This is a genomic window from Novosphingobium humi (assembly GCF_028607105.1).
GTDB classification, from domain to species: Bacteria; Pseudomonadota; Alphaproteobacteria; order Sphingomonadales; family Sphingomonadaceae; genus Novosphingobium; species Novosphingobium humi.
In genome coordinates, this window is sequence record NZ_CP117417.1 from 1,569,556 (window position 1) to 1,593,606 (window position 24,051).

A 24,051-nucleotide genomic window follows, 5' to 3' on the forward strand; every position below is an offset into this window, starting at 1 on the left:
AATCAAGGGATAGACATTGGCCGAGGATACTCCTCTCGACCGCTTCAAGACTGCGCTGACCGGCGCCTCGCGCGCGATTGCCGAGCGGGGCGACATCGAGGTGAACTGGAGCCCTGACAACCCCAGCCAGTCGGGCACGATCTTTCGTGTCCCGATGCCGGGGCGGGGCATCCCGCGCGCAGCCGCCATGGAGGCGCGCGGCTTTGCCGATTCCTATGCGCTGCGGTTAAAGCACCACAATGAGGCGCTGCACCGCAAGAATGCGCCGCAGGAACCGGTGGCCCGCGCCGCCTATGATGCGGTCGAGACCGTGCGCTTTGAGGCGCTCGGGGCCAATGACTATGCCGGAATGCGCGAAAATCTGGGCGCGGCGCTGGATATGCGGATGGCAACCGACGCCATTTCCCGCGCCGAACGCGCCGAGCAGGTGCCTTTGCACACCGCGCTGGCGCTGATCTTGCGCGAAAAACTGACCGGCCAGCCGATCCCGGATATGGCGAAAGGCGGCGTGGAATTGCGCCGCGCCTTTATCGAGGAAAAGGCGGGCGGCGATATTGCCGCTCTGGCCGACAAGCTGGGCGATCAGAAGGCATTCCAAAGCCTTGCCTTGGACATGCTGCGCCATCTGGAATTGACCCAACCCGAAGCCGTGGATGAACCGGGCGAGGATGAGGACAATGACGAGGCCGAGCAGGACAAGGAAGAGCAGCAGGACGAGGATCAGCCGGGGCAGGAGCAGCAGCCCGTCGAAATGGCCGCCGACCGCAGCCAGGGCGACGAGCAGGGCGACAGCGACCAGCAGAGCGAGATCGAAGATCAGGGCGAGATGGACGACGAGGGCGAGGACAGCGAGGAGGGCATGTTGCCCACGCGCCCCAACCGCCCCTGGACCGAATTGCCCAATGATTTCGACTACAAGGTCTTTACCGAGAAGTTTGACGAGGTGGTCGCCGCGCAGGACCTGTGCGATGATGATGAACTGACCCGCCTGCGCACCTATCTGGATGCGCAGTTGAAGGGCTTGCAGGGAATCGTCACGCGTCTGGCCAACCGGCTCCAGCGCCGCCTGATGGCGCAGCAGAACCGCAGTTGGGATTTCGATCAGGAAGAGGGCATTCTGGATGCCGCGCGCCTCTCGCGCATCGTCGTCGCGCCCGGTTCCTCGCTCAGCTATAAGGTCGAGCGCGATGTCGAGTTCAAGGACACGATCGTCACGCTGCTGATCGACAATTCCGGCTCGATGCGCGGGCGGCCGATCTCCATCGCCGCCATTTCCGCCGATGTTCTGGCGCGCACGCTCGAACGCTGCGGGGTCAAGACCGAGATCCTCGGCTTTACCACCCGCGCGTGGAAGGGCGGGCAGTCGCGTGAGGCGTGGCTGGCGGCGGGCAAGCCTGCCCATCCGGGCCGACTCAATGACTTGCGCCACATTGTTTACAAAAAGGCTGATGAGCCTTGGCGCCGGGCGCGCAAAAATCTCGGCCTGATGATGCGCGAAGGATTGCTCAAAGAGAACATCGACGGGGAGGCGCTGAAATGGGCGCATGACCGTCTGCTTTCGCGCCCTGAGGATCGCCGCATCCTGATGGTGATTTCCGACGGCGCGCCGGTCGATGACTCCACGCTTTCGGTCAATGCGGCGGGCTATCTTGAAGGCCATCTGCGCCGCGTGATCGGCTGGATCGAGAACAAGTCGCCGGTGCAGCTGGTGGCGATCGGCATCGGCCATGACGTGACGCGATATTATCGCCGCGCGGTGACGATCATGGATGTCGAACAATTGGGCGGCACGATGATCGAGCAATTGGCGGGATTGTTTGAAGACGGGTAAGCAGGAGGCGTGATGCGGGGGCACGGGTTGGCGGGACTGGTCGCGCTGGGATTGGCGACACAGGCCCTTGCATTGGACCCGCCGCCCGCGCCCCGACGTGAAAGCGAGCAGCGCGGCGGCAAGGAACCTTTGGCGGCCATCGAGGTGATGACCTCGCTCTCCAGCCAGACCAGCCATCGCGGCGATATGTTCCCGATCCGGCTGGTCGAACCGGTCATGGTCGATGGTCAGCAGGTGCTGGCCGCAGGCGCTTTGGGCGTGGGCGAGGTGATCGAGGCCAAGCCTGCGCGGGGCGGCGGTGCGCCGGGGATACTGACGCTGGGCCTGCGCTATCTGGAGGTGGGCGGACGGCAAATTCCGCTGCGTCTGGCCGATCCCACAATGAAGGGGCGCGACCGGATGGCGGGCGACCTGCAAAAGGCCGAGCGCAATGTGTTCATTTCGCCGGTCCGCTCGCTGCCGCTCAATCTGGTCACGGTGTTTCGGGAAGGGGGCGAGGTGACGCTGGCGGCGGGGACGCGTTCGGCGGCGTTCCTGTCATGGAGCGCGCCTGATGCGCCGATTGCGACGCCATCGGGCGGGCGGGCGCTGGTGGTGTTTTTCCGCCCCCCGGCGCTGTCGTGGCGGGTGATCGGCTGCACCGTGTCCGAGGATGGGCGCAAGGTTTCCTCGCTGGGGGCGGGGCGGTGGTTTGCCGCCTCGGTTTCGCCCGGCACGCACATATTCCGCGCCACGGGCGAGACGCGCGATGAATTGCGGATGGATCTGGCGGCGGGGCAGGTTGCCTATGTTGCCTGTCGGATGCGGATGAGCGCGCTGATCGCGCGGCCCACGCTGATGCCTGCCTCCAAGAGCGAATATGGCGCGCAGAAATTGCGGATGACCGACGAGGATGACATGGGCGCGCCCGAGGCCGGGGCCTTGCGCGGAGAAGGCGTGATGGCGTTGCCCATGGCGATGCGGCCCTGACGCCTCTTGACGTTTCCTGCGCGGCGCGCATACGCCGCCTGCCATGACCGAGCAAAATCCTCTCAAGCTGTTCAACAGCCTGACCCGCCAGATGGAAACCTTCACCCCCGTGCATCCGGGCGAGGCGAGGGTCTATTCCTGCGGGCCGACGGTCTATAATTATCCCCATATCGGCAATATGCGCGCCTATGTCTTTGCCGATATTCTGGGCCGGACGCTCTCGTTCAAGGGGCTGAAGCTGACCCATGTCATCAACATCACCGATGTGGGCCATCTGACCGACGATGCCGATGCGGGCGAGGACAAGATGGAGAAGATGGCCGCGAAAGAGGCCCGCTCGATCTGGGACATCGCCGAGCATTACAAGCAGGCCTATTGGGCCGATGTGCGCGCGCTGAATATCCGCCAGCCCGCGCAATGGACCATCGCCACCGATTACGTGCCGCAGATGATTGAATTTGCGAAAAAGATCGCGCCCGCCCATTGCTATGAACTCGAGAGCGGGCTGTATTTCGACGTTTCGACGGTGGCCGATTACGGTCGCCTTGCCCGCGCCAATACCGAAGAAGGCGAGGGCCGTATCGAAAAGGTCGATGGTAAGCGTAACGCCGCCGACTTCGCCATCTGGCGCAAGACGCCGCCGGGCGAAAAACGCCAGATGGAATGGGACAGCCCCTGGGGCCGGGGCGCGCCGGGCTGGCATCTGGAATGCAGCGTGATGAGCGGCGAGGTGCTGGGTTTCCCGTTTGATATCCACACCGGCGGGATCGATCATCGCGAAATCCATCACCCCAATGAAATCGCCCAAAATCAGGCGGTTTGCGGCTGCGGCGGTCTGGATCATGCGGCCAATTCGGGTGCGCAATTCTGGATGCACAACAATTTCCTGGTCGAACGCAGCGGAAAAATGTCGAAGTCGTCGGGCGAGTTCCTGCGCCTGCAACTGCTGATCGACCGGGGTTATCACCCGCTGGCCTATCGCCTGATGTGCCTTCAGGCGCATTATCGCAGCGAACTGGAATTCAGTTGGGAAGGTCTGGGCGCGGCGCTGGTGCGGTTGAAGCGTCTGTTGATGGCCACGGCGCAGGTGAAGGCGCAATGCGTGGACGCCGGCTATGCCGCAATCGGCGGCTGGGGCCAGAAAATCGCGCCTTTGATGGAGCGTTTCGATGCGGCGATCAGCGATGATCTCAACACGTCGGTGGCCCTGACGCTGCTGGAGGAAGTGGCCTCGATGAAGAAAGTGCCGGCGGTGGAGAAGCTGGGCGCGATCACCGCGATGGACAATGTGCTGGGCCTGAATCTTCTGGGGCTGGAGCGGGCCGATCTGCGGCTGCGGCCCAAATCCGCGACCATCACCGAAGAGGAGATCGAGGCGGTGTTGACCCGGCGCAAGGAGGCGCGGGCGGAAAAGGATTTTGCCCGCTCGGACGCCCTGCGCGATGAATTGGCCGCGCGCGGCGTGGAGGCAATGGATGGCGACCCGTTGGGTTGGGAATGGAAGCTGGGCTGAAACGCCGCAGTCTTTGTCTTATTGACGGATGTATTGGATTTAATGGCATAATGGCTGTGCAAGGGGCGTCATTCCCCTTGCCCGCCGGAGATATGCGCTGGAAAATCTCGCGTCAGCCGTCCGCCAGCATCAGCAATTCGGCCTCCACCACGATCCTTTCGGTAGGCAAAGTCACATGCGTGACCTCGGACACCACCGCATCGGCGACCAATTGGCCCCGGATCGTGAATTCATGTTCGGGCAGGGTGGCGATGAATTCCTCGGCCGCCGCCGCGCCATCCTTGCCGTTGAACAGCAGCGTGATCGTATGGCGCGTGCCGTGGAAAGTGGCGCTGGCCCAGGGGCGTTCGCCATGGGAGACCAGTTCGCCATGCTCGCCCGCCAGTCGCATCACCGCATCAAGCAATTGCACCGAAGGGTGGCGGACACGGGCGCGCGGGGCGCCAATACCCTTGCCCGAATTGAGGCGGGCGGCGGGGCTGAAAAGAGCGACGCGCTGGGCATCAATGTCGTTGCTGGTGCGAAAATCAAAGCGCATGAGGCATCTCCGGGTAGGTGTTGATATAGTTTTCAATGCGAGTGGCCAGATCGGGGCGCGGGCTGCGCCCGTTGCGCATATCGCCGACAAGGCGCGGATCATGGGCGACGATGCGCCCGAATTTGGTCCACGGCATGCCCGTCCGGCGCAGGAAATCTTCAATCAATCGCAACAGCATGAAGCCCCCTCTGTTCATTCGGCGATTCGTCCGATTCGGCAAATCTGTTTCTCATTTGTTCTCATTATTTTTGCCTCTTGTCTAGGAAATTTCCTATGATAAAAGTTTGGACATGGAACAGGAAAATGCCCGAACCACTTTGATGGCTCTATCCACCGAGCGTGGTGTCAGTCTGGCGGCGCTATCGTCGCTTATTGGGCGTAATCCCAGCTATTTACAGCAGTTTGTCAAGAAAAAGAGCCCGCGCAGGCTGGAGGAAAGGGACCGGCGGAAACTGGCCCAGTTCTTTGGCGTGGACGAATCGCGGTTGGGTGGGATGGAGGAAAAATCTCTCAGCCCCATAGGAAAACAGGCGCGGACGCATTGGGTCGATGTTCCCCGCCTTGCGCTGGATGCCTCGGCCGGGCCAGGGGCGGCGGCGGGGGGCGAACAGCCTTTTGGTGCGCTGCGCTTTTCCCAAGGCTGGCTGCGGAGCATGGGGTTGAATCCGGCCGATCTGACGACGATCGCGGTGGCCGGAGATTCGATGCATCCGGTGCTGAATGACGGCGATGAGATTCTGGTCGACCGCTCACGCCGCGCCCTGCGCGATGGCATCCATGTGGTGCGCGTGGGGGACCATCTGCTGGTCAAGCGAATCGATATGGGGCATCCGGGGCGGGTGCGGCTGAAAAGCGAGAACCCGGCCTATGATCCGATTGATCTGGCGCCTGAGGAGGTGGCCGTGATCGGCCGCGTGGTGTGGAAGGGCGGGCGGCTCTGAAACCGCCCGCCAGCCTCTTTTACTTCGTCCACTGGGCCAGCCAGTCGGCCAGCGCCTGAGGCGTCATCGAGCGCGCATCCGCCAGTGCGGTCACCGAACTCGTGGGGTTGAGCGGCTTGTTGGTGCGCGGATCGACCACGAACAGTGCAGGCACGCCCTTGGGCCGCGTCACGCCATAGGTGGCGCCAATGTCGAGATTCTTGGTGTAGCGGCCTACATCCACCGTCACCAACTCATAGTGCTTCTTCAGCCAGGGATTCAGGCTGGGCAGGGCCATGGTGCCGGCCAGAATGCGGCAGTCGGCGCACCAGTTGCCGCCCAGATCGACCAGCACCAGCTTATGCGCCTTTTTCGCGCGGGCGATGGCGGCGGCCACATCCTTGTGTGCATCGGCGGCCTCGTCATAGGGCAGGGGCAGTGGTTGGGGCAGGGCGGCAAAGCTGGCTTCGGGCAGGCGCGGGGCAGGGGCGGCCATGGCGGGGGCGGCCACAAGCGCGGCAGCGGCAGCGGCGAGGAAGAAGCGCATCGGGCAATCCTTACTAAGTCGATAGAGTATATATAGCGAAGCCTGCGCCTATCTCTACTGGCCTTCGCGGCCGACTGGCCCTAGGATTTCCGTCATGGCTGAAAGCAAACCTACTGACACGCGTGCAAGCGGGGAACCGCCGCTGCGCATCCATCTCATCCCCGTCACCGCGTTCCAGCAGAATTGCTCGCTGGTGTGGTGCACGAAAACCATGCGCGGGGCGCTGATCGATCCGGGCGGCGATCTGGATAAATTGAAGGCCGAGGTCGCAGCGCGCGGCGTGACCCTTGAAAAGCTCCTCGTCACCCATGGGCATATGGACCACTGTGGCCTTGCGGGCGTTTTGGCGCAGGATCTGGGCCTGCCCATAGAAGGGCCGCACGAGGATGACCGCTTCTGGATCGAGGGGCTGGACAATCCCAATATGCGGATGGGGTTGGCGGGCAAGAGCTTCGAGCCGGACCGCTGGCTGGCCGATGGCGATACCGTCACCGTGGGCGAACTGGTGTTTCAGGTGATCCATTGTCCGGGCCATACGCCGGGCCATGTGGTGTTTTTCCATGAACCTTCGCGTCTGGCCATTGTGGGCGACGTTCTGTTTCAGGGCAGCATCGGGCGGACCGATTTTCCGCGCGGCAATCACCAGCAATTGATCGATTCGATCACCAAAAAGCTGTGGCCCCTGGGCAAGGACATCACTTTTGTCCCCGGCCACGGGCCATGCAGCACATTTGGCCATGAGATGCTGACCAACCCCTTCGTGGGCAGCATCTATGGCTGATCAGGCGTTGGTTCAGGCGGCGGTTCAGATTACGCGAACCGCCGTCAGCACCGCCACCACGGCAAGGGCCAGTTGCACCAGATAGGCGCTGGCCGTGCCGACGGGGCGGCCGGGCTTGAAATGGCCGTCCATGCCAAAGGCGTGCATCACGCGCCCGGCCATGAACACCGCGCCCGCCACCGGCAGCCACCAGCCGCCCTTGCCCGCCAGTTCGATCACCGCGACAAGAATCAGGGTGATGGGCGTGTTTTCGATAAAGTTCGATTGGGCGCGCATGCGGGCATAGATCAGCGGGTCGTTGCCGTCGCCCATTTCGATCTTTCGCGCGATGCGCAGGCGCCCGATGCGCATGCCAAGCCAGAAATTGATGACGGCCGCCGCCGCGCAAAGGCACAGAGTTGTGGGCAAAAGCACCGGCGTGAGGCCGAGCAGGTTCATATTTGTAACTCCCTTGCGATCTTTCATGGGCGCCATAGCCATCAGCGACTTGCAACGCACGAGAAATCCGGTATAGGCGCCGCTTCGCATCCGCCTGTGCGGCAACGCATGTCTGGCGGCTTTTGTCGTCTAATTCGTATTTTTCAGGAATAGGTGCCGAAATGGCTGTCCCTAAGAGAAAAACTTCCCCCAGCCGTCGCGGTATGCGTCGCAGCCATGATGCGCTGAAGGTCGAAGCTTTCCACGAGTGCTCGAACTGCGGCGAACTCAAGCGCCCGCACAACCTCTGCCCGTCTTGCGGCCACTACAATGGTCGTGAGATCATCGCTGTCGGTCTCTAATGTCCGGCCCCCGGTTGGGGCCTGTGAAGGGGTAGTTGCATCATGAATTTTCCGCGTATCGCAATCGACGCGATGGGCGGGGATGAAGGTGTGCAAGTCATGGTCGCTGGTGCGGCCCTGGCGGCGGACCGTTATCCGCAGGTGCGCTTCCTCCTCGTGGGCGACCAATCGAGGATTGAGCGGACGCTGGACCGTCACGCGGCTCTGCGTCCGTTGGTAGAGATCCTCCACGCTGATGATGTCATCAGTGGGGAGGAGAAGCCAAGTCAGGCTCTGCGCCGCGCGCGGACCACATCGATGGGCATGGCTATCCATGCCGTCAAGGATGGTTCGGCAGGCGCGGCCCTGAGCGCGGGCAACACCGGCGCGCTGATGGCGATCGCCAAGCTTGCCCTGCGCACGATACCCGGCATCGACCGCCCGGCTCTGGCCGCGATCATGCCCACGTATCAGCCCAGCGATGTCGTCATGCTCGATCTGGGCGCCAACACGGAATGTGATGCGCGCAATCTGGTGCAATTCGCGATCATGGGCGCGGCCTATGCGCGGATCGTCAACAGCCAGCCTGAGCCGCGCGTCCGCCTGCTGAACATCGGGACCGAAGACAATAAGGGCACCGAGGAATTGCGCGATGCCGCCGCCTTGCTCAAGGAGCGGGCCGGTGATCTCTCGATGACCTTCGATGGCTTTACCGAGGCGGACAAGATCTGTCGCGGCGAGGTCGATGTCGTTGTGACCGATGGCTTTTCCGGCAATATCGCGCTCAAGGCGATTGAAGGCACCGCCCGTTTCGTGGGCGATCTGCTGCGCCGCTCCTTCTCGTCCTCGCTGCGTTCGAAGATCGGCTTCCTGATCTCACGCCCGGCGACAGACCTGCTCAAACATCATCTCGACCCCAACAATCATAATGGCGCCGTGTTTCTCGGCCTGAACGGGGTTGTCGTCAAAAGCCATGGCAGCGCGAATGCGCTGGGGGTGGCGAATGCGGTTGGGGTGACCCAACGGCTGCTGGAGGAAAATCTGACCGAACGGATCAAGGCCGACCTGGCAAGGCTCGGCACCGAGACGCTGCGCGCGCCCCATAAGGTTACGGCCGAGGCTGGCCAGGGATGATGCGTCGTTCGGTTCTGATCGGTACGGGCAGCGCGCTGCCCTCGCGGGTGGTTCCCAATGCGGAACTGGCCGAAAAGGTGGACACCAGCGACGAGTGGATCGTCGAGCGCACCGGCATCCGCCAGCGCTATCTGGCGGGCGAGGGGGAAACCACCGCTTCGCTGGCCACGGCGGCGGCGCGTCAGGCGCTGGAGGCCGCGGGCGTTGCGGGCAAGGACATCGACCTTATCGTCCTTGCCACGGCCACCCCGGACCAGACCTTTCCGGCCACGGCCACCATCGTGCAGCATGCGATCGGCGCCAATGGCGGGATCGCCTTTGACGTGGCGGCGGTCTGCTCGGGCTTTCTTTATGCGATGGGCGTCGCCGATTCGATGCTGCGCTGTGGTCAGGCACGCCGCGCGCTGGTGATCGGGGCGGAAACTTTCAGCCGCATCCTCGATTGGGAAGACCGCACGACCTGCGTTCTGTTCGGCGACGGCGCGGGCGCGGTAGTGCTGGAGGCGCGCGAAAGCGAGGACGCCGATGCTCCGGGCATTCTGGCGACCAAGCTACATGCCGATGGTTCGCATAACCAGTTGCTCTTTGTTGATGGCGGGGTTTCGACCACCGGGGACGTTGGCAAGCTGCGCATGAAGGGCCGCGAAGTGTTCCGCCATGCCGTGGTCAATCTGGCCACGGTCCTTGGCGAAGTGCTTGAAGAAACAGGGTTTACGCCGCAGGATATCGACTGGCTGGTGCCGCATCAGGCCAATGCCCGTATTCTGGAGGCCACCGCCAAGAAGCTCCACATGCCGGCTGAAAAGGTTGTGGTGACGGTGCAGGATCACGCCAACACCTCGGCTGCCTCGGTGCCGCTGGCGCTGGATTGCGCGATCCGCGACGGCCGGATCCAGCCGGGCCAGCTGGTCATGCTGGAGGCGATGGGCGGTGGATTTACGTGGGGCGCAAGCCTGATCCGGGTCTAAACCCTTTCTTTCAGATTTGCTTATATTGCGTCGAAAACGACGCGGGATAGCATTGTATTGCCCGCGATATTTGCTATCTTGTGCGGCGAGGGGTGCCCACAAGAGGCCTTTGGAGGGGGTAGTAGTGCGATCTATGTCTACACTGACAAGAGCTGATCTGGCCGAAGCCATCAACCGCAAACTGGGCCTGTCGCGGGCCGATTCCCTTAACATGGTGGAATCGATCCTCGATCTCGTCTCGGACTCTCTGGCCGAAGGCGAGAACGTCAAGATCTCCGGCTTTGGCACCTTCCTTTTGCGCGACAAGAGCGAGCGCGTGGGCCGCAATCCCAAGACCGGCGTCGAAGTGCCGATCACGCCGCGCCGCGTGCTGACCTTTCGTGCCAGCCAGATGCTGAAGGACCGCGTCGCGAATTGACGCGCGCGATAGAATGATCGGCGGAGTGTGGCTGGCATGACGGATAAGGCGCCTGACGCATTCCGCACGATTGGTGAAGTTTCCAAGGCGCTGTCGATCCAGCCGCATGTCCTGCGCTATTGGGAAGAGCAATTCCCGATGTTGCGCCCGGTTAAGCGTGCGGGAGGGCGGCGCCTTTACCGTCCTGAAGACGTCGAATTGCTCGTCACCATCGACCGGCTTGTTCACCGTGAAGGGTTTACGCTGCGCGGGGCAAAGAAGTGGCTGCAATCGCGCGATAAAGTCGAATTGGCGCCCGAACCGGTTGCGCCCGAACCGGCCGGTGATCCGCAATTGCTGGCCGATCTGATTGCCTTGCGCGCGCAATTGGCTGACGCGCTGGCATAAGGGTTTACAGTCTTTCCGGCCCCAACGTCGGATCAAGATCGCGCGGGCGCATCAGGTGGACGAGGCGTGCCTGTCCTTCCTCGATATCCTTCCAGCTTGTCACATCCACCTCCATCACCGCAAAGGCGGCGGTGGGGAATTTCTGTTCAACCACATCGCGCAGGGGCGAGGAGCCGTCATCCGGCACGAGGTCGAAGATCAGATCCTCCAGCCCCGGATTATGGCCGACCAGCAGCACGGATTCCACCGCGTCATCCTGATCGCGCAGCACGTCGAGCAGCGAGGCCGAGGAGGCGAGATAGATCCGCCGGTCCCAATTCACCGGCAGCGCATGGCCATAGCCGGCCCCCTGCGCGCCAAGCTCGATGGTTTCGGCCGCACGCACGGCGGGCGAGGCCAGAATGCGATCCCAGCGCAGGCCCCGCTGGGCGCAATATTCGTCAATATGCTTGCCCATCAAGGGCGCGCCCTTGCGCCCGCGGGCATTGAGCGGGCGGTCGAAATCGCGCGCGCGGGCATCGCCCCAATCGGATTTGGCGTGACGCAACAGGCCCAGCGTTTTCATAAGTGTTCAACCAAATTGTCCCGCTGCCGGAGACTCGGACTGCGGAGAAGAAGGAGCATCGCCTGAAGCATGGCCGCGCAGCCTTTGTAAAGCCTCTGCAAGCGTGCAGCGCACAACCGGCGTTCCGGCGGGAAAGGCGGTCAGCAGGCGCGAGGGGAAGGCGGCGGAGAGGACCACGAAATGCCCCCGGTCGCCGCGCCCCCGGATCAGGCGGCCAAAGGCCTGCGCCAGACGCGCGCGGATGATGCGGTCATCATGGGCCTGCCCGCCTTGCGGATGGGCCAGACGGCGCGCGCGGTGCAGGATCGAGGGCTTGGGCCACGGCACCTGCTCCATAATCACCAGCCGCAGCGAATCCCCCGGCACGTCCACCCCGTCGCGCAGCGCGTCCGTGCCCAGCAGCGAGGCATGGGGATCATCGCGGAAAATATCGACCAGCGTGCCCGTGTCGATCGGATCGACATGCTGGGCATAGAGCGGCAGGCCGTTGCGCGCCATGCGGTCGGCAATCCGCCCATGCACCGCCCGCAGCCGCCGGATTGCGGTGAACAGGCCCAGCGCGCCGCCGCCGCTCGCCTCGATCAACTGTCCATAGGCCCCGGCCAGCGCCGGAATATCACCGCGCGGAATGTCGGTGACGATCAGCACTTCGGCCTGACTGGCATAATCAAACGGGCTTTCAAAGGCGGCGACTTCAGGCACCACCTCGATATGCGGCGCGCCCGAACGCGCCACCGCGCCTTCCCAGCTTTGTTCCCAATCCGCATCGCCCGCTCGGTCGCGCAGCGTGGCGCTGGTCATCATCACCCCATGCGCGCCGTTCAGCACCGTGGCGGCAAAGGGCTGCATCGGATCGACCCAGCGGCGATGCAGGCCCATATCATATTCGCGCCCATCGGCCCGCTCCACCGCCAGCCAGTCAACAAAGCCCGGATCGACCGGCCCCGACAGCCGCGCCAGCAAAGCCTCCCACGCGGCGATCAGATCGACCCGCCATGTCAAAGAGGAACGCGCACCCTCGATCCGCGCGCGGCCCTGACCGTCCAGCCAATCGGGCGGTTCGTCCATAATGGCCTCCAGCCGCAACCCCAACTGGATCAAAGGCTTGCGCAGCGAGGCCAAAGCCTCGCCCGCCGCCAGCGCAGCTTCGATAAAGGGGCCGTCCAAAGAGGCCGCCTCGGTTTCCAGACCATAGCCAGCCTCCTGCCCGCCGCTTTCGTCGCGGGCAAAGGTGGTGGCGCGCACGGCGGCCAGCAATTGCTCGATTTCGCCGCTTGGCTCGCCCTCGACCACGCGTTGCAGCCAGCCATCGCCGGGCAGCGCCTCGGCTGCCTCGCGCGCGGCGGCGATGGCGCGGGCGCCGGCCTCGTCATAGCTGGCCACATCGGCAAGGCGGGCAGACAGGCCCCGGCGGCGGCCCTTCGAACCCTTTTCCGGCCCGATGACCCAGCGGCGCAATTCGATCGCCTCCGCGCCCGTCAGATCGGCGGAAAAGGTGCTGTCGGCGGCCTCGAACACATGGTGGCCTTCGTCAAAGACGATGCGGGTCGGGCGCAGGGCGACATCCTTGCCCCGCGCGGCATTGACCATCACCAGTGCATGATTGGCGATCACCAGATCCGCCTCGGCGCTGGCGCGGGCGGAGCGTTCGATGAAACATTTGCGGTAATGCGGACAACCGGCATAGACGCATTCGCCGCGCCGGTCGGTCAGGCTGGTGATCCCGCGCTGGCGGAACAGCGTCCCCAGCCAGCCGGGCAGATCGCCCCCGATCATATCCCCATCCTGCGTGTAGGCGGCCCAGCGCGCGACCAGTTGCGCAAGGATAGCCGCCCGCCCGCCAAATCCGCCTTGCAGCGCATCCTCAAGGTTGAGCAGGCACAGGTAATTCTCGCGGCCCTTGCGCACCACCACCTTGTGGCTGTCGCCCCAGACGCGGCGGGCCTCGCGCCGTAATTGCCGTTGCAGCGCCTTGGTATAGGTCGAGACCCAGACCGTCCCCCCGCTGGCATGCGCCCAGAGCGAGGCGGGGGCCAGATAGCCCAAAGTCTTGCCTGTGCCCGTGCCCGCCTCTGCCAGCAGCATGTGGGGGGCGCCGCGCGCGTTGCGGGGGGCAAAGATATGGGCGGCGCGGGCGGCGTAATCCTGCTGGCCGGGGCGGGATTCGCTGCCATGCCCTGTGATATGGTCCAACTGGCCCAGCACATCGGCCTGCAACAGATCGACCTGTGCGGGCTGGGGGCGCTCGGCTGTTTCCTCCCATTCGGGCAGGCGGGAAAAGAGCCAGCGTTCGGCGCGGGCGGGCTTTTCAATCGCCGTGGCCAGCAGCGGCGCCCATGCCCAGCGCAATTTGGCCAGACCCTGCAATGCGGTCCAGGCCCCCTCGCGCTCGGCCCAGTCGGGCGCCCCGCAATGGGCCAGCAGCGCGGCGGCGGCCTGTTGCAGCAGCAGCGGCACATCATCATCGCCCGCAGGCTCGGCCAGACCCAGCGCATGGGCCAGCCCCTTGGGCGTGGGCACGACAAAGCGCGCGGGATGCACAAAGGCGTAGAGTTCGAGCAGATCCAGCCCCGACAGATCGGGATAGCCCAGCCGGCTGGCCACCAAAGGCGCGTTGAGGATCAGCAGCGGCGTATCGGCGGCGGTAACAATCGCCTCGCCCTTGCCCACCGCATTGGTCGCGCCGCCGCGCATACGCAGCCAACAGCCGCTGTGATTGGCATGCAGGGCGGGCAGGTCCAGCACAGGCAGGGCAGGGCCGGAAAGGGAGGAGGCGTCATCCATCGCCCCGACTGATGCCGGGGCGCGGGCCGGTTGGCAATGGATGGCAGGCCGGTTTTACCCCGTCAGGAGAACAAAATGCGTTCGATCAGGCTGGGCGCGGGCTGCATCGGGCGGATCGGGCCATAAAGGCGCAGGCGGTCGCGCGGGTCCATCGGGCGGGCGACCGGGGCGGGGGCGGTTTCCTGACGACGAAGGTTCATGAGGCACCTCAAGGCTCACTGGCTGGCGGGGCCAGATTGCCATCCATGCCTGATAAAAATGCAAAGCCGCCATTCGTGTTCCTACGAGGGGCGCGTTTCCCCGCTTGCCATTTGGGCCCCCTTGGGCAAAAGGCGTGGCATTATGACAGACGAAGCACTTCTTGCCGCCGCACAGGTTTCCAAAGCATGGCCTTTCGAGGAGGCCCGCAAGATCGTGAAACGCTATCCGAACGGGAAACCGAACGGAGAGCCGGTGCTGTTCGAGACGGGCTATGGTCCCTCGGGCCTGCCGCATATCGGCACGTTTCAGGAAGTGTTGCGCACGACGCTGGTGCGCCGCGCCTATGAGGTGCTGACCGGATTGCCGACGCGTCTGGTGGCGTTTTCGGATGACATGGATGGCTTGCGCAAGGTGCCCGACAATGTGCCCAATGGGCAGGTGCTGGCCGACAATCTGGGCAAGCCGTTGAGCCGCATTCCCGATCCTTTCGGTACGCATGAATCTTTTGCGCATCATAACAATGCGATGTTGCGCGAATTCCTTGACCAGTTCGGTTTTGACTACGAGTTCGTTTCGGCCAGCGACCGTTATAACTCCGGCGCGTTTGACGATGCCCTGCGCGGGGTGCTGCGCGCCTATGACAAGATCATGGGCATCATGCTTCCCACGCTGCGCGAGGAGCGCCGCAAGACCTATTCGCCGATCCTGCCCGTTTCGCCCAAGAGCGGGGTGGTGCTGCAGGTTCCCATCGAGGTGGTTGATGCCGAGACCGGCATGATCCGTTTCGAGGATGAGGGCGAAGTGATCGAACAGAGCGTGTTCGGCGGTCGGTCCAAGCTGCAATGGAAGGTCGACTGGGCCATGCGCTGGGTGGCGCTGGGGGTCGATTACGAAATGTGCGGCAAGGATCTCACCGACTCGGTCACGCAATCGGGCAAGATTGCCGCCGTGCTGGGCGGGCGCAAGCCGGAAGGGCTGATCTATGAACTTTTCCTCGACGAAAAGGGCGAGAAGATCAGCAAGTCCAAGGGCAACGGCCTGACCATCGAGCAGTGGCTGACCTATGGCAGCGAGGAATCGCTGGGCTTCTACCTGTTCCGCGACCCCAAGAGCGCCAAGAGCCTGCACCCCGGCATTATTGGCCGCGCGGTGGACGAATATTGGCAGTTCCGCGAAAAGCTGGCCACCCAGCCGATCGAGCAGCAATTGGGCAATCCGGTGTGGCACCTATTGCGCACCAATGGCTATCAGGGCGGCGAGGGTGAGAAGCTGCCGGTCAGTTTTGGCCTGCTGCTCAATCTGGTTGGCGTGCTGGGCGCCCATGCGACGCGCGATCAGGTCTGGTCCTACCTCGCCAATTATGTCGAGGATGCCCGGCCCGAAGCGCATCCCGCACTCGATGCGCTGGTGACGCGCGCGCTCGCCTATAACCGCGACTTTATCGCGCCCACTCTGCACCGCCGCAAGCCGGAGGAAGGCGAGGCCGCCGCTCTGGCCGCGCTGGATGAGGAACTGGCCGCGACCAGCGATGATGCCACGGCCGAATTGCTGCAGAACATCGTCTATGAAATCGGCAAGGATCCGCATTTCGGTTTCGAGAGCCTGCGTGACTGGTTCAAGGCGCTCTACGAGACGCTGCTGGGCAGCTCGCAGGGGCCGCGTATGGGCTCGTTCATCGCGCTTTATGGTGTCGAGAATACGCGCAAGCTGATTGCTGAGGCATTGGAGGGGTGAATTAATGCGAGGGTCTAGACCCTCGCGCTCCCTTTACTGTCTGCGTTGCGCAAGGGGTTCGACCAAAAGTGTCGGACGCGGCGTCTCAAATTAAAGCCTGCGGCGCCTCACTATCGCGCCGCAGGCTTTAATTTCATCAGCACCCAGACCCGCCTTCCAGGCACCACCCCATTAATGGGATTGCAAAGGGACCGAGTCCCTTTGCCCGCCGGAGGCACCCCTTCAAACCCTCAAAACCCCTACTCCGCATCCGCCATCCGCGCCGACCATTCGCGCGTGCGATACCATTTGGTGATCACATATTTCTGCCCTTTGATCACAGGCTTGGCGGCATGCTGGGTGTATGTGTTGACCTCGCCGTTGCGGTTGGCGTTGTTCCACGCCAGCAACATGCCCAGACGCGGCTGAACACAGACGCCGACATGCATGAAGTCGGTCTCGCCGCCCTCATCGGGTTCGTTCAGATAGATCATCGCGGTCCAACTGCGCTGCCCTCCGCAGGGCACTTCTTGCTGGAAATAGGCCGAAAGCGGCGGGAACCAGTCGCAATGGCCACGATATTCCTGACCCACGGCATAGCGCTGCCCCTGTATCGCCTCGCCGCAGACCGGATCGATGCCCATCAGATCGTCGATACGCCGCTCGATCATCGCCACAAAGGGATTGGCCCGGTCGACATCACCGGAAAAGCTGGTGCGATAGTCCTGCTGGTTGCCCGGCTCGAACGTGGCCGAGGGCCGGGCGACTTCATCCACCAGCGTCATGAACCGATGGCATTCGGCCGCCGACAGGAAATCGGTGATCGCATACATATCCATCGTGTCGAGCGGCACGCGATAGGCATAGGGGTCGGCATCGAGCCGGGCGCGCACAGCATCGCCCTGGGCGATCAGGGCGTCACGGTCGGGTGCGGGATCGGGTTTGGTCATGGGTTTGCGATATGAAGCAGAACAGGGCGGGGGATCAACCCCGCCCCGTCCGTTGCGACCCTTTTGGGCTTTGTTTACCAGAAGAAATCGTAGAGCACATCGACGACCTCGCCGGTATACGTATCTACCAGTAGCGCATCGTCGTAATAGCGCACCCATTGATAAGGCCCGTAAACCGCCGGCAGGCGATAGTTGTAGGGGTCATAGATCACATAGCTCTGGCTGTAGAACAGCGGCTGAAGGAACAGACCCACGCTGAGGCGGCGATAGGCATAGCCGCGATAGGGCGGGTAATAGCGCCCGATGTGAAACGCCATCCGGTTGCTGGAGCGGTAGCGCTGCCAGTCATAGCGGTTGTCGCGGCGCCAGTCCTGCGTCCAGCGGCGATAGTCGCCGCGCGGGGCATTCATGCCGGGGCCGCGATTGCCGTTCCAGCCGGGGCCGCGATTATAGGCGCCCTGCGGCCCCCGGTCCCAACCTTGCGCTCCGCGATTGGCGCCGCCCTGAGGCCAGCCGGGCGTGCCGCGCCAGCTCTCATTGCCGCCGCCGCGCCAGTTATCATTGCCGCGCCAGCTTTCGCCGCCGCGAGACCCGTCCCGGTGCTGCGTATCGCCGCGCTGCATGTCTCCACGGGGGCCATCATTGCGTTGAGGCTGCACATTGCCGGGGGCGCCGCTCCAACCGCCGCGATCCGGTCCGCGATTGCCGCCGTTCCAGCCGCCCGGCGCCGCAGGGGCAGGAGGCGCAGGCGGAGCGGGACGGGCCGCCGGAGCAGCGTTGCCGCCGCCCCACGAAGGCTGGCCGCCGCGGCCGCCGAAGCCGCCGGGTTGGCCCTGGGGCTGGCCCTGAGGTTGGCTGGGCATCGGCGCGCCGCCGCCACGGCGTTCGCCGCCCGACCTGTCCGCGCCGCGCCAACCGCCGCGATCGCCATGATTGTCCTGCGCCATCGCCTGCACCGGGATCGACAGCAGGGCCAGGCTCATCGCCAGATTGGCCAGAGGGCGCATCCGCCCGTTGATCGTTTTCATAAGCCACCTCCCAGTCGAAGCGTTGGCCGGGCGCCATGCTTCCCTTCGCACGGCCGGTTCACTTCCTGTGATCTTCCGTATAGGCTTGGGGCGCTGTCCACATTCTGAACCGGGCCGTTGGCCTTTGTTCATACAAAAAGGGGCGGCAAGCGCGATGCCTGCCGCCCCCCTTTATACGCGCAAACCGCGATCAGCGCGTCAGCTTTTTGTAGGCGCCAGCGCTTGCACGGTCGGCCGCATCGCCAAGGCGGCGGCGCTTGTCTTCTTCATAGGCCTCGAAATTGCCCTCGAACCATTCGACATGGCCGTTGCCTTCAAAGGCGAGGATATGCGTGGCCAGACGGTCAAGGAAGAAGCGGTCGTGGCTGATGACCACGGCGCAGCCCGCGAAGTTCTCGATGGCTTCTTCCAGAGCGGCCAGCGTTTCCACGTCAAGATCGTTGGTCGGTTCGTCGAGCAGCAGCACGTTGCCGCCGCGCTTGAGCATCTTGGCGATGTTGACGCGGTTGCGTTCACCGCCCGACAGCTTGCCGACGTTCTTCTGCTGATCCTGACCCTTGAAGTTGAAGGCGCCGACATAGGCGCGCGTCGAGGTGTCGAAGCCGTTGACCTTCATGTAGTCCAGCCCGTCGGAAATTTCTTCCCAGACGTTCTTGGTCGGATCAAGGTGGTCGCGGCTCTGGTCAACATAGCCCAGACGCACGGTGGAGCCGATCTCGATCGTGCCGCTGTCGGGCTTTTCCTGACCGGTGATCATCTTGAACAGCGTGGACTTACCCGCGCCGTTCGGCCCGATCACGCCCACGATGCCGCCCGGCGGCAGCAGGAACGAAAGGTCGTTGAACAGCACCTTGTCGCCAAACGCCTTGGAGATGTTCTTGGCCTCGATGACCTTGCCGCCAAGGCGCTCTGGCACCTGAATGACGATCTGGGCCTTGCCGGGGCCACGGTTTTCCTGGCTGGCAACCAGTTCCTCGAACTTCTTGATACGGGCCTTGGACTTGGTCTGGCGGCCCTTGGTGCCGGCGCGGATCCATTCCAATTCGTCGTTGATCGCCTTCTGGCGGCCGGTGGCCTCGCGGTCTTCCTGCGCCAGACGCTGGCTCTTCTTTTCCAGATAGGTCGAGTAATTGCCCTCGTAGGGGAAGTACTTTCCACGGTCGAGCTCGAGGATCCAGCCCACCACATTGTCAAGGAAGTAGCGGTCGTGGGTGATCATCAGCACCGCCCCGTGATATTCCTTGAGATGGTTTTCCAGCCATTCGACGCTTTCGGCGTCCAAATGGTTGGTCGGTTCGTCGAGCAGCAGGATGTCAGGCTTTTGGATGAGCAGACGGGTCAGCGCGATACGGCGCTTTTCACCGCCCGAAAGGCTGTCCACGGCCCAGTCGCCGGGGGGGCAGCGCAGCGCTTCCATGGCGATCTCAAGCTGGTTGTCCAGCGTCCAGCCGTCCACCGCGTCGATCTTGCTCTGAAGGTCGCCCATTTCCTCCATCAGCGCGTCGAAATCGACGTCTTCGGGCGGATCGGCCATGATGTTGCTGATCTCGTTGAAACGGTCGACCAGATTGGCGGTTTCGCGCGCGCCGTCCTTGACGTTTTCCAGCACCGTCTTGCTGTTGTCGAGCTGGGGCTCCTGCTCCAGATAGCCCACGGTGATGTTTTCACCCGCCCATGCCTCGCCGGTGTAGTCGGTGTCGATACCGGCCATCACCTTGATCAGCGTCGATTTACCCGCGCCGTTGGGGCCGACGATGCCGATCTTGGCGCCCTGATAGAACTGCAGGCTGATGTTGTTCAGCACCGGCTTTTGCGCGCCGGGGAAAGTTTTCGTCATGTTCTTCATGACGAAGGCGTATTGGGCGGCCACGTGGCGGTCTCCGGATAAAGGAATGTGAATTTGCGCGCCGCTCTACAACCTGGGCGGGCGGTTGCCAAGCGGGCGCTTGGGCGATAGCCTTGGCCCATGCGAAAATTCTACAGCCTGTTGGCTTTATCGGTCGGATTGATGGCTTCTCCTGCCTGCGCGGCGGGGGGCGATGCCCGTTCATCCCAAGCTCTCTCGATCATCACTGACCTGACCACCGATGTGGGACAGCGTCTTGGCGGCACCGACCGCGAGGCCGCCGCGCGCGACTGGGCGGTGGCTCGGCTGCGGGCGCTGGGCTTTGCCAATGTGCGGACGGAACCTTTCCCCATCGCAGGCTGGGTGCGCGGCGAGGAAAAGGCGGCCATCACCGCGCCCGTGCCGCAGAAACTGGCGGTGACGGCGCTGGGCTATTCGGGCGCGACCCCGGCCCAGGGGGTGACGGGCGAATTGGTCTATTTCCCCACGCTCGCGGCGCTCAAACTGGCGCCGGAAGGGTCGCTGCGGGGCAAGATCGCCTTTGTCGACCATGCGATGAAAGCGGCGCAGGACGGTGGCGGCTATGGCCCCTTTGGCGAGGCGCGGCGGCAGGGGCCGACCATCGCGGCGGCCAAGGGCGCCTCGGCGCTGCTGATCCGCTCGATCGGCACCGATCATACGCGCAGCCCCCATACCGGCGTGACGCGCAGGCCGCCGCAGGGCGAGCCTTTGCCATCGGGCGCAGTGTCCAATCCCGATGCCGATCTCATCGCGCGGCTGGCCGCCAAGGGGCAGCCTTTGACCGCCAGCCTCACCTTGACTCCGCGTTTTACCGGAGAGGTGATGTCGGGCAATGTGATTGCCGAATTGCCGGGGCGCGATCCCAAACTGGCGCCGATCCTTGTCGCCTGCCATCTCGACAGTTGGGATCTGGGGCAGGGGGCGATTGACGACGCCTCGGGCTGCGGCATCATCACCGCCGCCGCGCTGGAGGCGGCGCGCTCGGGCCAATTGGCACGCACGATCCGCGTCCTGTGGGCCGGGACCGAGGAAATGGGCGGCTTTGGCGGACAGGCCTATGCCAAGGCCCATGCCAATGATCCCCATGCGGTGGTGATGGAATCGGACACCGGCGCCGACCGCGTGTTCCGCTTCCTGTTCCGCATGGCGCCGCAGGACAAGCCTCTGGCCGAGCGGATCGGGGCGGAGCTGGCCAAGATGGGCATCTATACCGGCGAGGGCACGCCCGAGGGTGGCGAGGATGTCGGCTATATTGCCGAGAAGCAGAAGCTGGCCGTGATCGACCTTAATCAGGACATGACCCGCTATTTCGACTGGCACCACACGCCCGACGACACGCTGGACAAGATCGACCCGGCGCAATTGCAGCAGAATGTCGATGCATGGGCGGCGGTGTTGAAAATTTTGGGTTCCTATACCGGCACGATCAACCCGGTGGGCTGATTTATGATCCGGCGGGCAGGGGCGCGACCTCGGCCCGCCGCTGTCCCCGGATCGCCCAATAGAGCTGGACCATAGCGCGCGGCAGCAGGGCATAGCCGACCAGATACCACGGGTTCACAATCGCCCCCCAATAGAACGTGTCGGGCCGCGAGAACATCGCGATCATGATCGCATAGCCCCAAACCAGCAGATTGGCGAAAACACCCTCGCGCCCGCCCAGCGCCAGCCAGCCCGCCAGCGGCAGCGCCGCGCCAAACAGCGCCCAGTGCAAAGGCAGCCGTTGCAGCGGCGTGGTGTAGATCACGGCCTTGAGGAAACCCGAAAAACCCTGCATCGCATGCCAGCCCTGCGACTGGATATCGCCGGGCCGCCATTGCGCCATGGCCAGTTGCGCATGGAGCGCCATGAACACGCCCCATACCGCGATCAGCGCCGCCCACGCGCCCACCTCGACCCAGCGCTGGTTCCAAGCGGCATAGACCAGCGCCAGCAAAGCAAAGGGCAATGCCAGTTCGCGGATGAACAGCCCCGCCCCCAGCACCGGCACCACATACCACCATTGCCGGGGCCATCCGATCACCCCGGCAAAGGCCACCGCAATGCACAATCCCGCCGGATATTCCTGCAACGCCATCAGCCAGTCCGAGGACACCGCCGTGCCCCCCACGGCAATCGCCGCCCCGGCCAGAAACCGCTCGATCCCCGTAAGCCGCCCCTCATGCGCGATGGCCCATGTAAAGATCCCGGCCACCAGCATCACGATGCACAATTTCTGAAAACCCTTCCAGCCGATGATGGCGGAGATTTCCATTTCCGTGGGCGGACGCATGGTGAAAAAAGGTTTGAGCGGATAGTGATGCGCCCGGTGCAGTTCGGCCGCCGCCTGATGATAGGGTTTTCCCTGTGCCACCTGCGCGGCAATATCGTGATAGAGGCGCCCGTCGGTATAGCCGCCCTTCTTCGCCGTCTTGATCGGCGGGGGCGTGACCGAAAAGCACCATGCCGTCACGGCAAGCATCAGCAAAGCGAACAGGATCGCGGCGGGGCGGGGAAGTCTGGCTAACACGCGCCTTCCTTTGGCCAATACTTTCGCGGATGCAAGAGCGCAGATGCGCAAGCCCATGGAGCATAGGTAGATTTGCCGGTGACGGCATAAGGTCTGATTTGGCGGCGGGCGGGTTAAGAGCCGGAACTGGATCAAAACAGGATGAGAGGTCGCGCGCGTGCTTTCCGGGAACAGTTCAACCCCAGGCATCCGACAGAAGCTGGTGTTCTGCCTTGGCGCGCTGGCGGCGGTCAGCGTGGTGCAGGTGTCGGCGGCGACCTTTCTGCATTACCGGCTCTATGCCGCCAATCAGGCCTTGAGCGCGGCGGCGGGCGCGGCAGGCGGCGTGGACGGGCTGATCATGGCCGCCGTGATCACCACGCTGATCACCATCGTGGTGGGCGCGGGCACCTTGCTGTGGGCGGGGCTGTTCGTCTCGCGCGCGGTGGTCGAGCCGGTGTCGCATCTGGCGCAATGTCTGAACGCCATGGCTTCGGGCAATTACGATGTCGCGCTGGAGGGCGAGGACAATGGCGACGAGGTGGCCCAGATGTATGCCGCCGCCGCCGTGTTCCGCCAAACCGCTCTGGCCAAGCAGGCGGCCGACGAGCAGCAGCACAAGGTCGTGCGCGCCTTGAGCGAAGGACTTGACCGGCTGGCCGCGCAGGATCTGGAATTTCGCATCGAGGCGGCGTTCCCGGCCGATTACGAACAATTGCGCGTCAATTTCAATCAGGCGCTGATCTCGCTGGCCAAGGCGATCGGATCGGTGCGCGTGGGCGCGGCCAGCGTGATGGAATCCATTCAGGACATCCGCAGCGCCAGCGACGACATGGCCCAGCGCAACACCCAGCAGGCCGCGACGCTGGAAGAAACCGCCGCCGCGATGAGTCAGGTGACCGACGGGGTGCAGGAAACCGCCACCCGCGCCACCGAGGTGCAGCGCGCGATTGCCGAAACCTGCACGCAGGCCGACGAGGGCGCGGGCGTGGTGACGCGGGCGATTGACGCGATGGCGGCGCTTGAAAGTTCGGCCACGGAAATCGGCAAGATCGTGGGTGTAATTGACGGGATTGCGTTTCAGACCAACCTTCTGGCGCTCAACGCCGGTGTTGAGGCCGCGCGTGCGGGCGAGGCGGGCAAGGGCTTTGCCGTGGTCGCCAACGAGGTGCGCGCGCTGGCCCAGCGCAGCGCGGAGGCCGCGCGCAACATCGGCGGATTGATCCATGATTCGGCCGATCAGGTTTCGGGGGGCGTCGCTCTTGTGCGCGAGACGGGGGATCTGCTGCGCCACATCATGGGCCGCGTGGGCGAGATCAACGAGGTCATCACAGATATCGCCACCAGCGCCGAATTGCAGGCGCAGAACATCCATCAGGTCAATAATGCCGTCAGCGAACTGGACCGCGTGACCCAGAAGAACGCCGCCATGGTCGAACAGACCACCGCAGCCACCCGCGATCTGGCGCATGAGGCCGAACAGCTTTCGGCCATGGTGCGCACGTTCCGCACCCGCGACACTGATGCACGCGCCCATTCCAGGGACAAGGCCGCCGCCCGGCGCCTGAGCAGCGTGCCCCAGCGCAATGTCATGCCGGTCGCGGGCAATCTGGCGCTGGCCCCCGCGCCATCGGGCGAAGACTGGAGCGAGTTCTAGTCTGATACCGGCGAAATGCCGGGTCGATCGGCCC

The 24,051-nt window shown here is 63.9% G+C and carries 24 protein-coding genes; 13 read left to right on the forward strand and 11 right to left on the reverse strand.

Annotated features, from left to right (window positions below; genetic code table 11):
- Window positions 1–16 precede the first annotated feature (16 nt).
- The 3 genes from cobT to cysS are packed head-to-tail and all read left to right on the forward strand — an operon-like array spanning window position 17 to window position 4,313.
- Window positions 17–1,831 (forward strand): cobaltochelatase subunit CobT, encoded by a 1,815-nt coding sequence (gene cobT, locus PQ457_RS07345; RefSeq protein WP_273619077.1) that lies wholly within the window; start codon window positions 17–19, stop codon window positions 1,829–1,831.
- 9 nt (window positions 1,832–1,840) lie between these two features.
- Window positions 1,841–2,800: a hypothetical protein gene (locus PQ457_RS07350; RefSeq protein WP_273619078.1), complete on the forward strand. Its 960-nt coding sequence runs from the start codon at window positions 1,841–1,843 to the stop codon at window positions 2,798–2,800.
- Between the two features lie 43 nt (window positions 2,801–2,843).
- Window positions 2,844–4,313, forward strand: a complete 1,470-nt coding sequence (cysS, locus tag PQ457_RS07355; protein ID WP_273619079.1) for a cysteine--tRNA ligase — start codon at window positions 2,844–2,846, stop codon at window positions 4,311–4,313.
- Between the two features lie 112 nt (window positions 4,314–4,425).
- Here cysS and PQ457_RS07360 read toward each other — a convergent pair whose 3' ends face one another.
- A complete protein-coding gene (locus PQ457_RS07360; protein WP_273619080.1) occupies window positions 4,426–4,851 on the reverse strand; it encodes a hypothetical protein in 426 nt (141 codons plus the stop codon).
- The gene (locus tag PQ457_RS07365) at window positions 4,841–5,029 is read right to left on the reverse strand and encodes a hypothetical protein (RefSeq protein WP_273619081.1); all 189 of its coding nucleotides are present in this window, start codon (window positions 5,027–5,029) and stop codon (window positions 4,841–4,843) included. The genes PQ457_RS07360 and PQ457_RS07365 overlap by 11 nt, the downstream gene beginning before the upstream one ends.
- 112 nt (window positions 5,030–5,141) lie before the next feature.
- Here PQ457_RS07365 and PQ457_RS07370 point away from each other — a divergent pair, with 112 nt between their 5' ends.
- Entirely contained in the window at window positions 5,142–5,792 is a 651-nt protein-coding gene (locus tag PQ457_RS07370) for a S24 family peptidase (RefSeq protein WP_420540971.1), read from the forward strand.
- 19 nt (window positions 5,793–5,811) lie between these two features.
- Here PQ457_RS07370 and PQ457_RS07375 read toward each other — a convergent pair whose 3' ends face one another.
- Window positions 5,812–6,318 carry a thioredoxin family protein gene (locus PQ457_RS07375; RefSeq protein WP_273619083.1) on the reverse strand — a complete coding sequence of 169 codons (507 nt, stop codon included), beginning with the start codon at window positions 6,316–6,318 and terminating at the stop codon, window positions 5,812–5,814.
- A gap of 94 nt (window positions 6,319–6,412) precedes the next feature.
- Here PQ457_RS07375 and PQ457_RS07380 point away from each other — a divergent pair, with 94 nt between their 5' ends.
- The gene (locus PQ457_RS07380) at window positions 6,413–7,099 is read left to right on the forward strand and encodes an MBL fold metallo-hydrolase (RefSeq protein WP_273619084.1); all 687 of its coding nucleotides are present in this window, start codon (window positions 6,413–6,415) and stop codon (window positions 7,097–7,099) included.
- Window positions 7,100–7,123: 24 nt separating this feature from the next.
- On the opposite strand, the gene PQ457_RS07385 is transcribed toward PQ457_RS07380, so the two are convergent.
- Complete coding sequence (locus PQ457_RS07385) at window positions 7,124–7,537, reverse strand: MAPEG family protein (protein WP_273619085.1); 414 nt, start codon at window positions 7,535–7,537, stop codon at window positions 7,124–7,126.
- Between the two features lie 161 nt (window positions 7,538–7,698).
- Between PQ457_RS07385 and rpmF the strand changes: the two genes are divergently transcribed.
- The 5 genes from rpmF (at window position 7,699) to PQ457_RS07410 (ending at window position 10,764) form a co-directional block, all read left to right on the forward strand.
- Complete coding sequence (gene rpmF / locus PQ457_RS07390; protein WP_127707171.1) at window positions 7,699–7,878, forward strand: 50S ribosomal protein L32; 180 nt, start codon at window positions 7,699–7,701, stop codon at window positions 7,876–7,878.
- Window positions 7,879–7,920: 42 nt separating this feature from the next.
- Entirely contained in the window at window positions 7,921–8,991 is a 1,071-nt protein-coding gene (gene plsX, locus PQ457_RS07395; RefSeq protein ID WP_168605239.1) for a phosphate acyltransferase PlsX, read from the forward strand.
- Complete coding sequence (locus PQ457_RS07400; RefSeq protein WP_273619086.1) at window positions 8,988–9,959, forward strand: beta-ketoacyl-ACP synthase III; 972 nt, start codon at window positions 8,988–8,990, stop codon at window positions 9,957–9,959. The genes plsX and PQ457_RS07400 overlap by 4 nt, the downstream gene beginning before the upstream one ends.
- 133 nt (window positions 9,960–10,092) lie before the next feature.
- The gene (locus PQ457_RS07405; RefSeq protein WP_168605241.1) at window positions 10,093–10,377 is read left to right on the forward strand and encodes an integration host factor subunit alpha; all 285 of its coding nucleotides are present in this window, start codon (window positions 10,093–10,095) and stop codon (window positions 10,375–10,377) included.
- A gap of 36 nt (window positions 10,378–10,413) precedes the next feature.
- Window positions 10,414–10,764: a MerR family transcriptional regulator gene (locus tag PQ457_RS07410; protein WP_273619087.1), complete on the forward strand. Its 351-nt coding sequence runs from the start codon at window positions 10,414–10,416 to the stop codon at window positions 10,762–10,764.
- Window positions 10,765–10,768: 4 nt separating this feature from the next.
- Here the strand turns inward: PQ457_RS07410 and PQ457_RS07415 are convergent, their stop codons facing one another.
- The 3 genes from PQ457_RS07415 to PQ457_RS07425 all read right to left on the reverse strand — a co-directional run bounded on the left by PQ457_RS07415 (window position 10,769) and on the right by PQ457_RS07425 (window position 14,313).
- Window positions 10,769–11,329, reverse strand: a complete 561-nt coding sequence (locus tag PQ457_RS07415; protein WP_273619088.1) for a SixA phosphatase family protein — start codon at window positions 11,327–11,329, stop codon at window positions 10,769–10,771.
- Window positions 11,330–11,335: 6 nt separating this feature from the next.
- Complete coding sequence (locus PQ457_RS07420; RefSeq protein ID WP_273619089.1) at window positions 11,336–14,113, reverse strand: ATP-dependent DNA helicase; 2,778 nt, start codon at window positions 14,111–14,113, stop codon at window positions 11,336–11,338.
- 62 nt (window positions 14,114–14,175) lie between these two features.
- Window positions 14,176–14,313 (reverse strand): hypothetical protein, encoded by a 138-nt coding sequence (locus tag PQ457_RS07425; protein ID WP_273619090.1) that lies wholly within the window; start codon window positions 14,311–14,313, stop codon window positions 14,176–14,178.
- Between the two features lie 142 nt (window positions 14,314–14,455).
- Here PQ457_RS07425 and PQ457_RS07430 point away from each other — a divergent pair, with 142 nt between their 5' ends.
- The gene (locus PQ457_RS07430; RefSeq protein WP_273619091.1) at window positions 14,456–16,048 is read left to right on the forward strand and encodes a lysine--tRNA ligase; all 1,593 of its coding nucleotides are present in this window, start codon (window positions 14,456–14,458) and stop codon (window positions 16,046–16,048) included.
- A 239-nt stretch (window positions 16,049–16,287) separates the two neighbouring features.
- On the opposite strand, the gene PQ457_RS07435 is transcribed toward PQ457_RS07430, so the two are convergent.
- The 3 genes from PQ457_RS07435 to ettA all read right to left on the reverse strand — a co-directional run bounded on the left by PQ457_RS07435 (window position 16,288) and on the right by ettA (window position 19,875).
- Window positions 16,288–16,977: a prolyl hydroxylase family protein gene (locus tag PQ457_RS07435; protein WP_273619092.1), complete on the reverse strand. Its 690-nt coding sequence runs from the start codon at window positions 16,975–16,977 to the stop codon at window positions 16,288–16,290.
- Between the two features lie 74 nt (window positions 16,978–17,051).
- Window positions 17,052–18,005: an RcnB family protein gene (locus PQ457_RS07440; RefSeq protein WP_273619093.1), complete on the reverse strand. Its 954-nt coding sequence runs from the start codon at window positions 18,003–18,005 to the stop codon at window positions 17,052–17,054.
- Window positions 18,006–18,195: 190 nt separating this feature from the next.
- The gene (gene ettA / locus PQ457_RS07445; protein WP_273619094.1) at window positions 18,196–19,875 is read right to left on the reverse strand and encodes an energy-dependent translational throttle protein EttA; all 1,680 of its coding nucleotides are present in this window, start codon (window positions 19,873–19,875) and stop codon (window positions 18,196–18,198) included.
- Between the two features lie 138 nt (window positions 19,876–20,013).
- Here ettA and PQ457_RS07450 point away from each other — a divergent pair, with 138 nt between their 5' ends.
- Complete coding sequence (locus PQ457_RS07450) at window positions 20,014–21,315, forward strand: M28 family peptidase (RefSeq protein ID WP_273619095.1); 1,302 nt, start codon at window positions 20,014–20,016, stop codon at window positions 21,313–21,315.
- A 1-nt stretch (window position 21,316) separates the two neighbouring features.
- Here the strand turns inward: PQ457_RS07450 and PQ457_RS07455 are convergent, their stop codons facing one another.
- Window positions 21,317–22,381, reverse strand: a complete 1,065-nt coding sequence (locus PQ457_RS07455; RefSeq protein WP_273619096.1) for a hypothetical protein — start codon at window positions 22,379–22,381, stop codon at window positions 21,317–21,319.
- Window positions 22,382–22,538: 157 nt separating this feature from the next.
- Here PQ457_RS07455 and PQ457_RS07460 point away from each other — a divergent pair, with 157 nt between their 5' ends.
- Window positions 22,539–24,017 (forward strand): methyl-accepting chemotaxis protein, encoded by a 1,479-nt coding sequence (locus tag PQ457_RS07460; RefSeq protein ID WP_273619097.1) that lies wholly within the window; start codon window positions 22,539–22,541, stop codon window positions 24,015–24,017.
- The last annotated feature ends 34 nt before the right edge of the window (window positions 24,018–24,051 follow it).